Origin of the sequence: Roseixanthobacter pseudopolyaromaticivorans (genome assembly GCF_043195145.2) — a bacterium.
Classification (GTDB): Bacteria; Pseudomonadota; Alphaproteobacteria; order Rhizobiales; family Xanthobacteraceae; genus NCEH01.
The window spans coordinates 1,827,203-1,842,790 of the sequence record NZ_CM195539.1; the positions used below are offsets into that span (position 1 = coordinate 1,827,203).

13 protein-coding genes are annotated in these 15,588 nt (G+C 63.8%); 6 read left to right on the plus strand and 7 right to left on the minus strand.

The window, feature by feature from the left end:
* Positions 1-20: 20 nt before the first annotated feature.
* Positions 21-1,334 (minus strand): MFS transporter, encoded by a 1,314-nt coding sequence (locus V5F68_RS08815; RefSeq protein ID WP_394012122.1) that lies wholly within the window; start codon positions 1,332-1,334, stop codon positions 21-23.
* Positions 1,335-1,596: 262 nt separating this feature from the next.
* Here V5F68_RS08815 and V5F68_RS08820 point away from each other — a divergent pair, with 262 nt between their 5' ends.
* Positions 1,597-2,022: an organic hydroperoxide resistance protein gene (locus V5F68_RS08820; RefSeq protein WP_394012124.1), complete on the plus strand. Its 426-nt coding sequence runs from the start codon at positions 1,597-1,599 to the stop codon at positions 2,020-2,022.
* Between the two features lie 118 nt (positions 2,023-2,140).
* Here the strand turns inward: V5F68_RS08820 and V5F68_RS08825 are convergent, their stop codons facing one another.
* Positions 2,141-2,674 carry a hypothetical protein gene (locus tag V5F68_RS08825; RefSeq protein WP_394012126.1) on the minus strand — a complete coding sequence of 178 codons (534 nt, stop codon included), beginning with the start codon at positions 2,672-2,674 and terminating at the stop codon, positions 2,141-2,143.
* Between the two features lie 556 nt (positions 2,675-3,230).
* Between V5F68_RS08825 and V5F68_RS08830 the strand changes: the two genes are divergently transcribed.
* Both V5F68_RS08830 and V5F68_RS08835 read left to right on the plus strand, forming a co-directional pair.
* Positions 3,231-3,596 carry a 2Fe-2S iron-sulfur cluster-binding protein gene (locus tag V5F68_RS08830; RefSeq protein WP_394012128.1) on the plus strand — a complete coding sequence of 122 codons (366 nt, stop codon included), beginning with the start codon at positions 3,231-3,233 and terminating at the stop codon, positions 3,594-3,596.
* A gap of 60 nt (positions 3,597-3,656) precedes the next feature.
* Entirely contained in the window at positions 3,657-4,139 is a 483-nt protein-coding gene (locus V5F68_RS08835) for a ferritin-like domain-containing protein (RefSeq protein WP_394012130.1), read from the plus strand.
* Between the two features lie 39 nt (positions 4,140-4,178).
* Here V5F68_RS08835 and V5F68_RS08840 read toward each other — a convergent pair whose 3' ends face one another.
* The 5 genes from V5F68_RS08840 to V5F68_RS08860 form a co-directional block, all read right to left on the minus strand.
* On the minus strand, positions 4,179-4,487 hold the full coding sequence (locus tag V5F68_RS08840) for an SCP2 sterol-binding domain-containing protein (RefSeq protein ID WP_394012132.1): 309 nt from the start codon (positions 4,485-4,487) through the stop codon (positions 4,179-4,181).
* Between the two features lie 81 nt (positions 4,488-4,568).
* Positions 4,569-6,359 (minus strand): acyl-CoA dehydrogenase C-terminal domain-containing protein, encoded by a 1,791-nt coding sequence (locus V5F68_RS08845; protein ID WP_394012134.1) that lies wholly within the window; start codon positions 6,357-6,359, stop codon positions 4,569-4,571.
* 85 nt (positions 6,360-6,444) lie between these two features.
* Positions 6,445-8,772 (minus strand): 3-hydroxyacyl-CoA dehydrogenase/enoyl-CoA hydratase family protein, encoded by a 2,328-nt coding sequence (locus V5F68_RS08850; protein WP_394012136.1) that lies wholly within the window; start codon positions 8,770-8,772, stop codon positions 6,445-6,447.
* A gap of 14 nt (positions 8,773-8,786) precedes the next feature.
* On the minus strand, positions 8,787-9,923 hold the full coding sequence (locus V5F68_RS08855) for a thiolase family protein (protein WP_394012137.1): 1,137 nt from the start codon (positions 9,921-9,923) through the stop codon (positions 8,787-8,789).
* Positions 9,924-10,164: 241 nt separating this feature from the next.
* On the minus strand, positions 10,165-10,545 hold the full coding sequence (locus V5F68_RS08860; protein WP_394012139.1) for a MerR family transcriptional regulator: 381 nt from the start codon (positions 10,543-10,545) through the stop codon (positions 10,165-10,167).
* Positions 10,546-11,055: 510 nt separating this feature from the next.
* On the opposite strand from V5F68_RS08860, the gene V5F68_RS08865 reads away from it, so the two are divergent.
* From V5F68_RS08865 to V5F68_RS08875, 3 genes are all read left to right on the plus strand, one after another.
* A complete protein-coding gene (locus V5F68_RS08865; RefSeq protein ID WP_394012141.1) occupies positions 11,056-12,387 on the plus strand; it encodes an OmpP1/FadL family transporter in 1,332 nt (443 codons plus the stop codon).
* A 157-nt stretch (positions 12,388-12,544) separates the two neighbouring features.
* Entirely contained in the window at positions 12,545-14,194 is a 1,650-nt protein-coding gene (locus V5F68_RS08870) for a long-chain-fatty-acid--CoA ligase (RefSeq protein WP_394012143.1), read from the plus strand.
* A gap of 154 nt (positions 14,195-14,348) precedes the next feature.
* A complete protein-coding gene (locus V5F68_RS08875; RefSeq protein ID WP_394012145.1) occupies positions 14,349-15,368 on the plus strand; it encodes an AI-2E family transporter in 1,020 nt (339 codons plus the stop codon).
* Positions 15,369-15,588 lie beyond the last annotated feature (220 nt).

The window sequence follows — 15,588 nt, forward strand, 5'->3', positions numbered from 1 at the left end:
CGTTCGCCCCAACCGGCCGCCTAGACGGCATTCACCAGGCTGCGGCCGTCGCGGCGCAGATAGAGCGCGGCAGTGGCCAGCAGGCCGCACAGGGCCGCAAACCCGAGCCATAGGCCAGGAGCGGCCTTGTCGCCTGTCGCCTCGATCAGCCAGGTGCAGGCGGCGGGCGTGAAGCCGCCGAACAAGGCGGTGGCGAGGCTGTAGGCGAGCGAGAAGCCCGAGGTCCGCACGTTCACTGGCATCACCTCGGTGAGCGCGACCACCATGGCGCCGTTATAGCTCGCGTACAGGAACGAGAGCCACAGCTCCACCAGCAGCATGCGGCCGAAGGTCGGATCGCTCACCAGCCAGGCGAGGGTGGGATAGCCTGTGACCAAGGCTAGCAAGGAAAAGCCCGCGAGTAGCGGCCAGCGCCCGACCCTGTCCGACAGCGCGCCCATCACCGGCAGCCAGAAGAAGTTCGAAACACCAATGCAGAAGGTGACGATGAGGCTGTCGGCGGCGCTGAGCTTCAGCACCGCGCGGCCGAAGGTCGGTGTGTAGACGGTGATGAGATAGAAAGAGACCGTCGTCATCACCACCAGCATCATGCCCGCCAGCACCAGCGGCCAGTTGGTGAGCATGGAGCGGAAGATCTCGCTGGCATCAGGGCGATGCTTGCGCGCGAGAAACGCCTCCGTCTCCTGGAGCGAGGTACGGATGACGAAGATGAACGGCACGATCAGGCAGCCGATGAAGAAGGGGATGCGCCAGCCCCAGTCGGAGACGGCCTGCGGGCTCATCCATTCATTCAGCGCGAAGCCGAGGGCGGCGGCGACGATGATCGCCACCTGCTGGCTCGCGGACTGGAAGCTCACGTAGAAGCCCTTGTGGCCCGGCGTCGCCATTTCCGACAGATAGACCGAGACTCCACCCAGCTCCACGCCCGCGGAGAAGCCTTGCAGCAGCCGGCCGATGAGCACGAGCAGCGGCGCCAGCAGGCCGATGGTCGCGTATCCCGGCACGAAGGCGACGAGAATGGTGCCGCACGACATGATCGCCAGCGTAAGGATCAGGCCCTTGCGCCGGCCGATCTTATCCACATACGCGCCGAGGATGATCGCGCCGAGGGGACGCATCAGGAAGCCCGCGCCGAACGTGCCGAAGGTCAGCATCAGGGAGGCGAACGGGTCGTGCACCGGAAAGAACGCCGCGGCCAGGTGCGTCGCGTAAAAACCGAACAGGAAGAAGTCGAACATTTCCAGGAAGTTGCCGCTGGTGACGCGAAATACCGTGGCGGCCTTCGAGGGAGATTTGCGGGGCAGGCTGGTGTCCATATGCGCGGTTTCAGACATCGCGTTCTCCATGGGCCTGAGGCCCCATCCGCTGCAACCGCTTCTGAATAGGAAGCTTTCAGCCCGCAGGCAATGCCGCGGCGGCGCGCGCCGCGCTTGTCCGGCCGGTGTGGCAAGGCGGTATCAGAGACAGCTCAAAAAATATATTGCGCGCGATTTAATCGTGAGATATAAAACTCTTATCAGGTCGCCGCGCTGGCTCGCACAGAGCAAGGGGAGCGGTTGCCGCAGCGTCCCAAATGGATTTTCAAGGAGTCATCCCATGTCTGTCGATGTGAAATACACCACCCAGGCCACCGCCACCGGGGGCCGCGACGGCCGCGCGACCACTGCCGACGGCACGCTCGACGTGAAGCTGACCACCCCCAAGGAACTCGGCGGCGCCGGCGGCGAAGGCAACAATCCCGAACAATTGTTCGCGGCCGGCTATTCCGCCTGCTTCCTCGGCGCGCTGAAGGTTGTTGGCGGACAGGAGAAGGTGCGCATCCCCGCTGATGCCACGGTCACCGCCACGATCGGAATCGGCCCGCGCTCGGAAGGCGGTTTCGGAATCACCGCCGCGCTGAAGATCTCGCTGCCCGGCATCGAGCGCGCCCAGGCCGAGGATCTGGTCGCTAAGGCCCACCAGATCTGCCCCTATTCCAACGCCACCCGCAACAATGTGGATGTGGGTCTCGAAGTCGCCTGAACGAATCGAAGGTGCGATGGGCTGCCCGCACGGCCGCCCCTCGCACCTCAAAAAGAAAACCCCCGCCGCGGCCGAGCCGGGCGGGGGTCTTCGTTTCAGGCTTCAGAGAAGCGAGGGCTCACCAGCCCGGACGGCAGTGCAGGCCGCCGTAGGGACCGCGCCAGCAATAGCCGGGGTGCCAATAGGGGCCGTAGCCGTACCACCAGTCGATGAACAGGCTGGCGTTGGTGCCGGAGGCGGGCTTCTCGTCGCTGAGCAGCTTGTAATTATAGACCAGCGTATCGCCGGTGAGCACCGGATTGGTGAGTTCCACCACGGCGGTCACGGGCTTTCCATCCACGGTCACGGCGAGCGTGGCGTTGGGAGCATCCTTCTGGAAGCTGTCCTTGCCGGTGGTCCAGAACTTCACGAAGTTCGCGGTCGGCGCATCGCCGGTCATCCGCTCGGGGCGGTCGGAGAACATGAGGGTCTGGGGCGCGACGCCCTTCAGGGTGATGGTCTTGTCGTCGACCGTGACCGAATCGGCCACCTGAACGAACAACCAGTTCGCCGGCTTCATTTCCTCGGTATTAGCGGGCTTTGCGCCTTGGGCGTTCGCCATACCGATGGCGCCGACCATCGCGAACAGCGCGCCGAAAATCACAGATTTCATCGATCTCTCCCTGTACGCGGGTATGGAATCCATCCCCATGACGGGCACATTATCATTCTGCATATGGATAGCTAGTGTCCGAACAACTGGGCCCGCACATTTGAGGCAGTCGACATTGTTGTCGGCTTAAGGTTAACGTTAAGGAGGTTTGCGACAAAGACGTCGCATAGCGTGAAATCTAAGTTGGCTATTGGCATTGCAACGATCGCCTGCAATATTCCCCATCGCGACCGCTGATTTTGCCACCACTACATGAGCGGCGAGGCCTGAGCCCTTTGCCGCACCGGCATTGAGTTTGTGCAGGCACCAAGAAGCCGGCAGCGCGCAGATTGCGCCGCGAGATCGCCGGTCAATCCAGGCTTCCCAATCTCTTCCCGGGGGAGAACAAGCCGCGCATCGCGTGGCACGCTTCTTGCTGAAATACAGTGCTCAAGAAATGGACATGTGCCTCATGTCTCAACGTGAGCAGGTTCGTGCAAGACCGTCGCGACTGTGACGTGGCGGCAGTCATGTGCAGATATCTCTAATAAGAACGCCCAATCAATAGGATTTAAACATGCCTATCGTCACGTTCAGATCGCCGACCGTCAAAGATAAACGTGTCTACGCAGTGGCGGGAGACACAAGTACTATTCTAGCGGTCGCCCGCTCCAATGGAGTGAAGATCGCTTATGATTGTCAGGAAGGTGAGTGCGGATCCTGCCTCATCCAGATCGAATATGTCATCGGCAAGCCTCGCATGGCCATCGCCCTGACGGATCGGGAAAAGACCAAGCTCCAGGATCTCGGCAAGATCACCAAGGAACAGATCACGGAAGCCGAGATCAATGACATCGCCCCGCCTTTCCGGCTGGCGTGCCAGTTTATCGCGCGCGAAGAGGAAATCATCATCCACTATGTGGAAGAGGGAGCTGCCGCCTGACACCCTGCTGCATCCACTCGAGCGCAGCAATGAGTTCCCTCAATTCTGGCAAGGTGATGCGTGGATACTGTAGAACAATTTCTCGCGTATGCGGTCAAGCTTGAGGAGGAGGCGGCGCTCCGCTTCGGCGAGCTGGCTGACGTAATGCAAAGCTGCGGCAACCAACAGGTCGCGACTCTGTTTCGCCGACTGTCGAATTATTCCCGCCTTCATCTCGCGGATGCGCGCGCGCGTTCCATGTTCCGCGACATTCCCACGCTGAAGCCGGGTGAGTTCGATTGGCCGGATCTGGAAAGCCCGGAGGCAGCGGCGATCTGGGCCGCGGATCCGTTTATCGGGCGGGAACAGGCGCTGGACATCGCCCGCGACGCCGAGCAGGCGAGCCTCGACTATTACCGGAAGATCTTCGAAACCACGCAAGATCCCGAAATTCGGGTGCTCGCAAAGGAGTTCGTCGAAGAGGAATCCGAACATGTCCGGGAGATCCACAAATGGATCGCAGCGCACAAGGCGGGCGAAGCGCTGCCGGTGGTCGCTGAATAAGCACGCACCGGAGTGCCATCAACGCCCTGCTGGACCGGATTACTGATCCAGCAGGCCCGCTAGCTTCAGCGCCACGCCCTGGGAGCCTTCAACGCGCAACCGGCCGGTGGAGAAGGCGAGCATTGGGCCGATGCGGCCGGTGATCAGCTTGTCCAGCGTATCGGTGGAAAGCTTGAGAACGGCATCAGCCTCGCCGGTTCCTTCGCGCACCTCCACGGCAGGGCCCGTTGCATCCAGAATGATGGATTCGTCGGTGTCGGTCAGGTCGAACCGCACGCGATAGCCGAGCTCGCTGAGGGCGCCGGCGCGATCGTTCATGAGTTCGATGAGGGAGGAAAGGTCTGCCATGTTGGGTCCTGTCTCCGTGCGCCTCGTCGAGGCGCCGCATCCAAAGCGGGGCGCGCGTCTGCGGCACGCCCCGAGGTAGGGTCAGAAGGCCGCGTCGTCCAGTGCCATCATGGAGGCCTTGCCCGCCTTGATGGAGCCCCACAGGGCCGCCACTTCCGGCAGCAGGCGGTCGATGAAGAAGCGCGCGGTCACGATCTTGGCTTCATAAAAACCGGCGTCGCCATTGGCCTCGCCCCGCTTCTGCAACGCCACCTCTGCCATGCGCACCCACATGTAGCCGAGCGCCACGAGGCCGAACAGGCGCAGATATTCGGTGGCCGCGGCGCCGGCCTCGTCCGGGTCCTGCATGCCTTTCTGGGCGATATGGGCGGTGGCCAGCTGCAGCGCGCCGAACGCCTTGCCGAGCGGGCCGACCAAGGGTCCGAGATCGGGGTCGTCCAGCTTTGCGTCGATATAGTTCAGCACCGGGTGGAAGAAGGCCCGCAGATAGCGCCCGGTATGGGCGCCGAGCTTGCGGCCCACGAGATCCAGCGCCTGCACGCCATTGGTGCCCTCGTAGATCATGGCGATGCGGGCATCGCGCAGATACTGCTCCATGCCGTGGTCGCGGATGTAGCCGTGGCCGCCATAGACCTGCACGCCGAGCGAGGCGTTGGTGAAGCCGAGATCGGTGAACATGGCCTTCACGATCGGGGTCATCAGCGCGGTGAAGTCCTCCGCCCGCTGGCGCTCTTCCGGATCGTTGGAACGCTCCATCAGATCGAGATTGCGGGCGACCCAGCCGGAAAGTGCGCGGCACCCCTCGTTGTAGGCGCGCATGGTCATCAACGTGCGCCGCACGTCGGGATGTACGATGATCGGGTCGGCGGGCTTGTCGGGATATTTGGCGCCGGTCAGCGCGCGGCCCTGGAGCCGCTCCTTGGCATAAGTCACCGCGCTCTGATAGGCGGCTTCACCCACGCCGAGCCCTTGCGTGCCCACGGAGAGGCGCTCGGAATTCATCATGGAGAACATGGCGCGCATGCCCTTGTGCGGCTCGCCGACCAGCCAGCCCGTCGCCTCGTCGAAGGAGAGTTGGCACGTCGCGGAGCCGTGGATGCCCATCTTGTGCTCGATGCCGGTGCACTGCACGCCGTTGCGCATGCCCGGGCGGCCATCTTCGGTGGGCAGGAACTTCGGCACCAGGAACAGGCTGATGCCCTTCACGCCCTTCGGCGCATCCGGCAGGCGGGCCAGCACCAGATGGACGATGTTCTCGGTCAGGTCATGCTCGCCGGCGGAAATGAAGATCTTGTTGCCAGTTATGGCATAGCTGCCGTCGCCCCGGGGCGTCGCCTTGGTGCGCAGCAGGCCGAGGTCGGTGCCGCAATGCGGCTCGGTGAGGCACATGGTGCCGGTCCAGACGCCTTCCACCATCTTCGGCAGATAGCGTTCCTTCAGCTCCTGGGACGCATGGTTCTTCAGGGCGATATAGGCGCCGTGGGTAAGGCCGGGATAGAGCCCAAAGGCAAGGTTGGCCGAGCACATCATCTCTTCAATGAACTTGGTCACGCTCGCCGGCAGGCCCTGGCCGCCCCATTCGGGATCGCAGGCGATGCCGTTCCAGCCGCCCTCGCGATAGGTTTCATAAGCCTGCTTGAAGCCCTTGGGCGTGCGCACCACGCCATTCTCGTAGGTGCAGCCCTCCTGATCGGCGGCCATGTTGATGGGCGCCAGCACCTCGGTCACCAGCTTGCCGGCTTCCTCCAGCACCGCGTCGATGAGATCAGGCGTGACCTCTTCGAGGCCCTTCATGTCCTTCAGGCTTTCGCTGCCATGTAGCTCGTGCAGCACGAAGCGCATGTCGCGGAGCGGGGGCTGATACGTCTGCATGGTCGCTCTCCCGAGATTCTTGAATTTTGCGCGAAAAGCGCCCTCTTCCCGCAAGCGGGAGAGGGGACTGTTCAGATCCGGCGGCTCAGTTCCGCAACGGGCGGCCGGTTTCCAGCGTGTGCTCGATGCGGGCGAGGGTGGCGTTGGTCTTGATGAGGCGCATGAAGTTCGCCAGCTCCAGCTCCAGCACCTGGGCTTCCGTCACCGGCTCGATATGGTCCGCCTTGCCGCCGGACAGCACCTCGGCCAGCGCGCCGGCCACCACCAGGTCGTGCTTGGTGGCCATGCCGCGCCGGTGGAAGCCTTCCGCCGCCATCACCAGTGCGGTCTTGCCAGAGGGGCCGGGCAAGGTGAGGTCTTTGGGCTTGGGCGGCACGTAGTTTTCTGCCAGCGCCAGGGCCTTGGCCTTGGCATCCGCCAGCAGGCGATCGCGGTTCATGGTGATGCCGTCGCTGTCGCGCAGGAACAGATATTCCTTCGCCTCGGCGGCGGACTTGGAGACGGTGGCGACGCTCACCAGCTCGAACACCTTTGAGGTGGCGGGCATGGGGCCCTTGGGCATGCCCTTGGCGTTCTGCCAGCGAGTCAGCATCTCCTTGCATCCGCCCCAGCCTGGCAGCAGGCCGACACCGCATTCCACGAGGCCGATATAGCTTTCCGCATGGGCCTGCACCGTATCGGAATGCAGCAGGATCTCGCAGCCGCCGCCGAGGGCCATGCCGGCGGGCGCGGAGACGACGGGGAAGGGGGCGTATTTGAGGTCCTGATAGGCTTTCTGCCCGGTCGCTACCAGTTTCTCCACCTCGCCGAACGCCGCGATGTTGCAGGCGAACAAAGCAAGGCCGAGATTGGCGCCGACGGAAAAGTTCGTGCCCTCGTTATAGATGACGAGCGCCTTGTACTTGTCCTTCACGAGGCGCGTCGCCTTGCCGAGGAGCGTGATGATGCCTTCGTCCAGCGAATTGCCCTTGCTGGTGAATTCCAGGCACACCACGCCGTCGCCGATATCCCACAGCGCCGCCGAACCGTTCTTCATCAAGGGCTCGCTGTTGAGCTTGATGTCGGCGAGCAGCAGCACGCCGTCCGGGCGCACCACGTCGTGATAGGCCCCGTCGAGGCCGAGATAGCGCCGCGTGCCGTTCTCCACCCGATAGAAAGGCTGGGCCTCGGCGCTGGCGAGGAGAGCGGGAATCTCTTCCCCGTCCGCCTTCAGGCGGGCGATGAGGTTGGCCGCGCCGATCTTGTCGATCAGCTCGAACGGGCCCCATTTCCAATTATAGCCGAGGCGCATGGCCTCATCGATGGCGACCACGTCGTCCGCCGCCTCGCCCACCAGACGAGCGGCATAGGAGAGGGTGCGCCCCATCACAGCCCAGGCATAGCGCCCGGCCGCGCCGGGGGCAGAGAGAAGGGCGAGCAGGTCCTTGCCGCCGCCGTCCTCAAGCTCCGGCAGCGCCGCCTTTTCCTGCGGGCGATACGCGCCGGTGGACAAATCGATGGCTTCCTTCAGCTTGCCGCCGTTCTCGCGGTTCAGCCGATAGAAGCCGCCCTTGCCCTTGCGGCCCGTGTACCCGGTCTCGATCATGGTCTTGACCAGAGGGATGTCGCGCAGCGTGGCGTGGAAGGGATCGCTCTTGGGAAGCGCGCGCTCCAGGCTGCCCTGTACATGCGGCATCAGGTCGAGACCGACGAGATCCAGCAGGCCGAAGATGCCGGTCTTGGGAATGCCGAACGGACGGCCCATTACGGCGTCCGCCTCTTCCACCTTCAGGCCCTTCTCGATGGCTTCGCCCACCGCGAGGTTCAGCCAATAAGTGCCGAGGCGATTGGCGATGAAGCCGGGCGTGTCCTTGCAAGTCACTACCGTCTTGCCGAGCTTCACGTCGGCGAAAGCCGAGACCTTTGCCACCGTGGAGGGATCGGTCTTGGGGCCGGCGACGATCTCCAGCAGCCGCATGTAGCGCGGCGGATTGAAGAAATGGGTGATGAGGAAATCGCGGGCGAAGCTTTCCGGCAGGCCGGCGGTCAGATCGGCGAGCGGGATGGTGGAGGTGTTCGAGGACACCGCGCTGCCGGGGGTGCGCGCAGCCTCGATTTTTGCATAGAGCGCCTGCTTGATGTCCAGCCGCTCGATCACCGCTTCCACGATCCAATCGCAGGAGGCGAGCTGATCGAGATGATCCTCGGTATTGCCGGGCGTGACCAGCTTTGCCGCGGCCTTGGACATGAAGGCGGCAGGGTCTGCCTGCAGCAGGCGGGCGATGGCGCCCTCCGCGATGGCATTGCGGTTGGTCGCGCCCTGGGGGACGATGTCCAACAGCAACACCGGGATGCCCGCGTTCGCCACATGGGCCGCGATGCCGGCGCCCATGACGCCTGCGCCGATGACGGCGACCTTCTTGATCTCGTTCATCTCTCGCGCTCCGCTCAGATGCGTTCGAGAACGGTGGCGATGCCCTGTCCGCCGCCGATGCACTGGGTCGCAAGCGCATAGCGCCCGCCCTCGCGCTGGAGCAGCGAAGCCGCCTTGCCGACGATCCGCGCGCCGGTCGCGCCGAGCGGATGGCCGATGGCGATGGCGCCGCCGTCGATATTGATGGTGTCGTCCCGCAGCCCCAGATCGCTGATGCAGGCGAGCGCCTGGGACGCGAAAGCTTCGTTCAGCTCGACCACATCGAGGTCGCCGACCTGGATGTTGGAGCGCGCCAGGGCCTTGCGGGTGGCCGCGACCGGGCCGATGCCCATGATTTCCGGCGCGCAGCCGGCCACCGCAACGCCGCGCAGGCGGGCGAGCGGGGTGAGGCCGTGCTTCTCGGCATAAGCTTCGGTGCACACCAGCACGGCGGAAGCGCCGTCGGTGAGCGGCGAGGAGGTGCCGGCGGTCACGGTGCCGTTTTCGTCGAATGCCGGCTTCAGTCCAGCGAAATCCTCGGCTTTGGCCTCGGTCCGGATGCAGCCGTCCGCATCCACGCTCTTGCCGTTGATGCGGATGTCGACGATCTCATCCTTCAGCCGCCCCTCGGCCTGGGCTTTCGCGGCCTTCTGCTGGCTCTTGAGGGCGAAGGCGTCCTGGTCGGCGCGGCTGATCTGCCATTTGCGCGCGACATTCTCCGCCGTGTCGCCCATGGCCATGTAGGCGGCTGGGTTCTTCTCGTGCAGGGACGGGTTCGGCATGGGGTTGAAGCCGGTCATGGGCACGCGGCTCATGCTCTCGACACCCGCGCATACGAACACCTCGCCGGCGCCCAGCTGGATCTGCCCGGCGGCCATATGAATGGCCTGCATGGAGGAGCCGCAGAAGCGATTCACCGTGACGCCGGCGACTGATTGGGGCAGGTCGGCGATCATGCCGATCAGGCGCGCCACGTTGAACCCTTGCTCGGCCTCGGGAAAGGCGCAGCCGACGATCAGATCTTCGATATCCTCGGGATTGACTTTCGAGCGCGCGATCAACTCCCGCACAACCTGGGCGGCCATATCGTCCGGACGGACGCGCGCAAGATCTCCCTTCTTGGCGGGCGCGAAAGGCGAGCGGGCATAGCCTGCGATAACCACGTTCTGCATGGGCTCTCCTACCAGATGTCTTTTTTGCCGAATGTTCTTATTTGTCGTGTTCGATGATTGGGCGAGCACATTAAGGCGCCGAACGTTCGCAAAGGGGCGGGCCGACCTATCAATGCTCGTATCATCTTGGGGCGCGCGGGACGGGTCGAGCGCTGGCGCGGACCGCCCGATTATGGGGCGTGCTTCGTGACGCCAGATCGACACCCGTCTCGGCGCGGTACGCCGCCGAGAGGCGCGCGCCTCAACCGGCGATGCGCTTGGCGGCGACTTCCTGCTTCAGGGCCGCCTCGGTCTGTTCCTCGATCTCCTTCAGCTCGACGATCGTTTCCTCCAGGGCCAGGCGCTGGTCCTCCAGCATCTCAAGCCGGCTGCGAACCTGCTTGAGCAGAAGACGGATCTGCTCGATCTGGGTGGGGTCGACGTCGTAAAGGTCCAGATAGTCCTTGATTTCCCGCAGGCTGAAGCCGAGCCGCTTGCCGCGCAGAATCAATGCCATCCGTGCGCGGTCCCGCTTGGTATAGACGCGGATGTTGCCGGCGCGGCGGGGGGTGATGAGCCCCTTGTCTTCATAGAATCGGATGGTGCGGGCCGTGACGGACAGGTCCCGTGCCAACTCGGTCACGGTGAAAAATGTGTCGGTTATGGCACCCGAGGCGCCGCGCTTAACTGCCACTGTCGCACCCTCACCTATACGTCATCCAACGAACGGCAGGATACATGCTTTAACCTTCGATACAAGCCCCCACCTCCCCGCCCGCCAAGACAAGGATTCGTGAGATCCGAAGGCATTATTGCGGCGCACAAGAATCGAGCCGGCGGGCAGAGCAGTGCACAACGCCTTTACCTGAGCGGCGAGGAGGGTTCACGGAGAAGAAAGGTCAATCGAGCTGTCGCATTGCTGCTGTCAGTCATCGAATTCAACCATCCCGGCTGGAACGTCTGCGGGAAGTGCGTTGCATGTCTGCCACAGAGGTGTGGTTTAAGTTGTTTTTGGAGATAATCGGACGCCAGTCTGGTTGACGCCCCCGTTCGAATAGGCATCCTTGTTGACGTATAGGGCATGAGAAGCACTGATACGTGCGCCGCACAAAAGACGGCATGCCCAATGGGAAACGCAACCTGAGGGGGCATCATGTCCAAACGTCACGCTATGGCCCGTACCGGTACCGCTCTGATGATGCCGGCCCTGCTTCTTGGCGGCGTTTCGACCGCCTCGGCCGGCGGGTTCGGCCTGAGGGAACAAAGCTCCTATTATCAAGGCACGTCGTTCGCCGGTGACGCCGCGGGCGGGGCGGGCCTTGCGTCCATGTATTGGAACCCGGCGGCCATGAGCTTTTCTCCCGGCCTGTCGGTGGAAGGAAACGTCACCTACATTGCGCCCCATGCCTCGATCGACGTGATCGGCGCCCGCAGTGCGCTCGGCACCAATCTCGGCAATGTCGGCGTGGGTGATATCGTCGATAACGGCACGCTGCCCACGGGCTATGTCAGCTATGCGTGGGATCGCTGGGCGGTCGGCCTCGCGATCACGTCGCCCTACGGCCTCATCACGGACGCCCCGTGCAATTGGTCCGGCCGTTATTATGGCTGCTACAGCCGCATCTTCGACATGAACGCCACCGCTTCGGTGGCCTATAAGGTCAACGACTGGCTGACCCTCGGTGGCGGCGTGGCGGTCAATTACATCGACGCCAAGCTGAACCAGGCGCAGATCCTTACCGGTGCGCCGTCCTATCTTCAGGGGTCCGCCGAAGTGAATGGCGACGACATGGGCGTCGGCTTTACCCTCGGCGCCTTGTTCACCCTGCGCCCCGGCACGACGCTCGGCATCGGCTATCGCTCGGCCATCGACCAGAATCTGAGCGGCTCAGTCACGTCGTCGCTGCCCATCGGGGTGATCGCCGGTCAGGCGCCCGCGTCAGCCGGCCTGAACCTGCCGGACCAGATCACCGCCAGCTTGCGCTCGCAGCTCGATCCGCGCTGGACCGTGCTGGGTACGGTTGAATGGACCAATTGGTCCAACCTTCAGCAATTGGTCATCCAGCCGAACAGCGCGGTGCCTTCGGCCCCCTCGATCCTCTCTCTGCATTGGCAGGACGGCTGGTTCTTCTCTGGCGGCTTCGAGTATCAGTGGGACCCCAAGCTCACCCTGCGCGCCGGTCTTGCTTATGAAATCTCGCCGGTCACCGACGAATACCGCACCCCGCGTCTGCCCGACAGCAACCGCCTCTGGCTTTCCGGCGGCTTGACCTATGCGTGGACGGAAAATCTGAGCATCGATCTTGCCTATACCCATATCTTCGGCGAAAGCGGCCCGATCAACCTGACCCCGCTGGACACCGCCAATCTCACCCGCGGCGTGCTGGTCGCCGAAGTCAACAACGCCTACGTGGACATCGTGTCCGTCGGCGTGCGCTACCGCTTCGATACTGTCCCGGTGAAGACCGCCCTCATCACCAAATAGGTGAGGGGCGATGTGACCGGGAAAGCGCGTAAGCTTCGCTTTCCCGGCACAATTTCGCTCCATGATGTGCTCGACGGCGTCGCGAGGGGCCGTCGCAAGCAAGAGAGGCTGGCCCGTTTCACACGGCGTCCGCGCCTCCATCGAGAGGGGAACGTCGGTGCTGGATCGCAATCAGGAAGCAGGCATCGCGGTGGGTCCGGTGACCGACCTGCTGGACGTGAGCGTGGCCGAGTTCGGCACGCGGGCGGCGATGAATTTCATGGGTCGCAAATGGACCTACGCACAGCTCGGCGCGATGGTCGATGCCGCCGCTGCCGGCCTGCAGCGCCTTGGAGTGCGGAAGGAGACGCGGGTCGGCCTGTGTCTGCCCAACACGCCATATTCGGTGATCTTCTATTACGCCATCCTGCGCGCCGGCGGCATCGTGGTGAATTTCAGCCCGCTTTACGTCGAGCGGGAGCTGGCCAACCAGATTCGCGATTCCGGCACGACCATCATGGTGGTTCCGGACCTGAAGGTGATCCATTCCCGCGTCGCGTCGGTGGCCGAAGAATCCGGGCTGAAGACGATCATCGTCTGCCCGTTCGCGAAAATCCTCCCCTGGCTGAAAGGGCTGCTGTTTCCCCTGCTGCGACGCAAGGACATGGCGGAGTTTTCCCGGGAGGATGGCCGCCACGTCCGTTATCAGGATCTCGTGCATGACGTGGCGCGGCCGGCGCCGGTATCGGTCGATCCGCTGCGCGATATCGCCGTGCTGCAATATACCGGCGGCACCACGGGCATTCCCAAGGGTGCGATGCTGACCCACGCGAACGTGGTCGCGAACGCGCGGCAGGTGAAGGCGCACGTGAACTGCCTGGAAGTCGGCGGCGAGCGGGTGCTGGGCGTGCTGCCCCTGTTCCACGTGTTCGCCATGACGACGGTAATGAACATTCCCATCGCCGCCGGCTCAGAAATCATCCTGGTGCCGCGCTTCCATCTGGGCGATCTGTTGGCGACCATCACCTCCCAGAAGCCGACCTTGTTTCCCGGTGTTCCGACCATTTACACCGCCATCAACAATGCGCCGGACCTAGCCAAATATGACCTGTCCTCGCTGCGCCTGTGCATTTCCGGCGGCGCGCCGCTGCCGGGGGAAGTGCGCCATCGCTTCGAGGAACTGAGCGGCTGCAAGCTGGTGGAAGGCTATGGGCTGAGCGAAACCGCGCCGGTGCTCACCGCCAATCCCCCGCTCGGGCTTATCAAGGATGGTTCGGTCGGCACCGCCGTTCCGGGCACGCAGATCGAGATCCGCGACCTCACCGACCCGACACGGCTAATGCCACTGGGTGAAAAGGGTGAGGTCTGTGCGCGCGGGCCACAGGTCATGTCCGGCTATTGGAACCGACCCGAGGAAACCGCCCACGCCTTCATCGAAGGTGCCTTCCGCACCGGCGATGTGGGCTATCTCGATGCGGACGGCTATCTGTTCCTGGTGGATCGCATCAAGGATGTGATCCTGTGCGGCGGCTACAATGTCTATCCGCGTGTGATCGAGGAAGCTCTCTATCTGCATCCCGCCGTCGCGGAATGCGTGGTGATCGCCGTGCCGGACAAATATCGCGGCCAAAGTCCCAAGGCGTTCGTGACGCTGCGGGCCGAGGCGAGCGCCACGCCCGAGGATCTGCTCGCCTTCCTCACCAAACAGGTGTCGAAGATCGAGATGCCGAAGGAGGTGGAAATCCGCGAGACGCTGCCCAAGACCATGGTGGGCAAGCTCTCGAAGAAGGAGCTCGTCGAGGAAGAGCGGCGCAAGAACCTGCCGTAATTGTGCGGCGCGCGCCGTCTCCCTGCGCCGAAATGCCTGCCCGGCCTGCGGCGCTGCGGGCTAGGATGGTGGGGGAACGCCCCACTGCCGGTGGCGTTGCGGAAGCGACGGGATTCGCGCCGCCCGATGACGGACGCCGCAGATGGGGCCGCACATGAGTTATGAGACGCGCGTTGCGCGCGGGGTGGCGATCGGGTGTCTCGTGGCCACCGGTTTCCTGATTGCCTGGCTGCTCTCCGATCTGATCCTGCTGATTTTCGCGGCGGTGCTCATCGCCGTCGCCCTGCACGCTTTGGCCGAGCCGATCGCGCGCGCCACCGCCTTGCCGCAGCGGGCCGCGCTTGCCGTGGCGGGGCTGCTGGTGGCCGTGGCCATCGGGCTCACCCTTTACCTGTTCGGTAGTCTCATTCGCGCCCAGGTGATGGAACTGGTGCAGCGCCTGCCGCAGGCCTGGGCCGAGTTCCGCGATCGCTTCGGATTGCAAGGCCTGACCGACGACCTGATCCGCCATGCGGAAAATGCGGTTCCCTCCGGCACCACCATGCTCACCGCCTTGCGCGGCTTCACCAGCAATGTCGCCAATGTGCTCCTGGGCGTGTTCCTGATCCTTGCCGGAGGCATCTACCTTGCGATCCAGCCGGGATTGTATCGGTCCGGCATCCTCACGGTCTTTCCCGAAGGCTGGCGCCCGCAGATCGATTCGGCGCTGGACCGCGCCAATCTTGGATTGCGCAATTTTCTAAAAGCGCAGGTTCTGGCCATGATCTTGGTCGGCGTGCTGAGCGGTGTCGGGCTTTACATTATCGGCATTCCTTCCGCGTTCGCGCTTGGCCTGTTTGCCGGGCTGGCGGAATTCGTGCCCATGATCGGGCCGGTGGCGGCAGCAGTGCCCGCGCTGCTGCTCGCCTTCACCGTCGGCTATGAGGAGGCGGCCTGGACGCTGGCCCTGTTCCTGGTGGTCCAGCAATTGGAGGGCAACGTCATCTCACCCCTGCTTCAGCAGGAGATGGTTTCGCTTCCTCCCGCGGTCAGCCTGTTCGCCGTGGTGGCGTTCGGCACGCTGCTCGGCCCGCTCGGCGTGCTTCTCGCGACGCCGTTGACCGTGGTCGTGTTCGCGGTGTGGCGGCGCGACTCCGTCGCGGAGGCTGGCGGGCAGGGCACATCATCCGCCTGAGACGAACACCTCATGAAGAGGCGCGAGCGGCTTGAGCGCGACCTTAAGGCGCGTTTGAAACGCCTGCGCATCGGACGGTTTGCGGTGGCGTGGACGCCGTGTATGTTCGCGCGCCCGTTCTCAACATGCCAGCCGGCGCCTCAGCGCTGGCGCGTGCATGATCCAACCTCTTTACGCGGTGCGCTCCGGCGAAGGGACCTTGGGCCCTTGCGGATCGCGC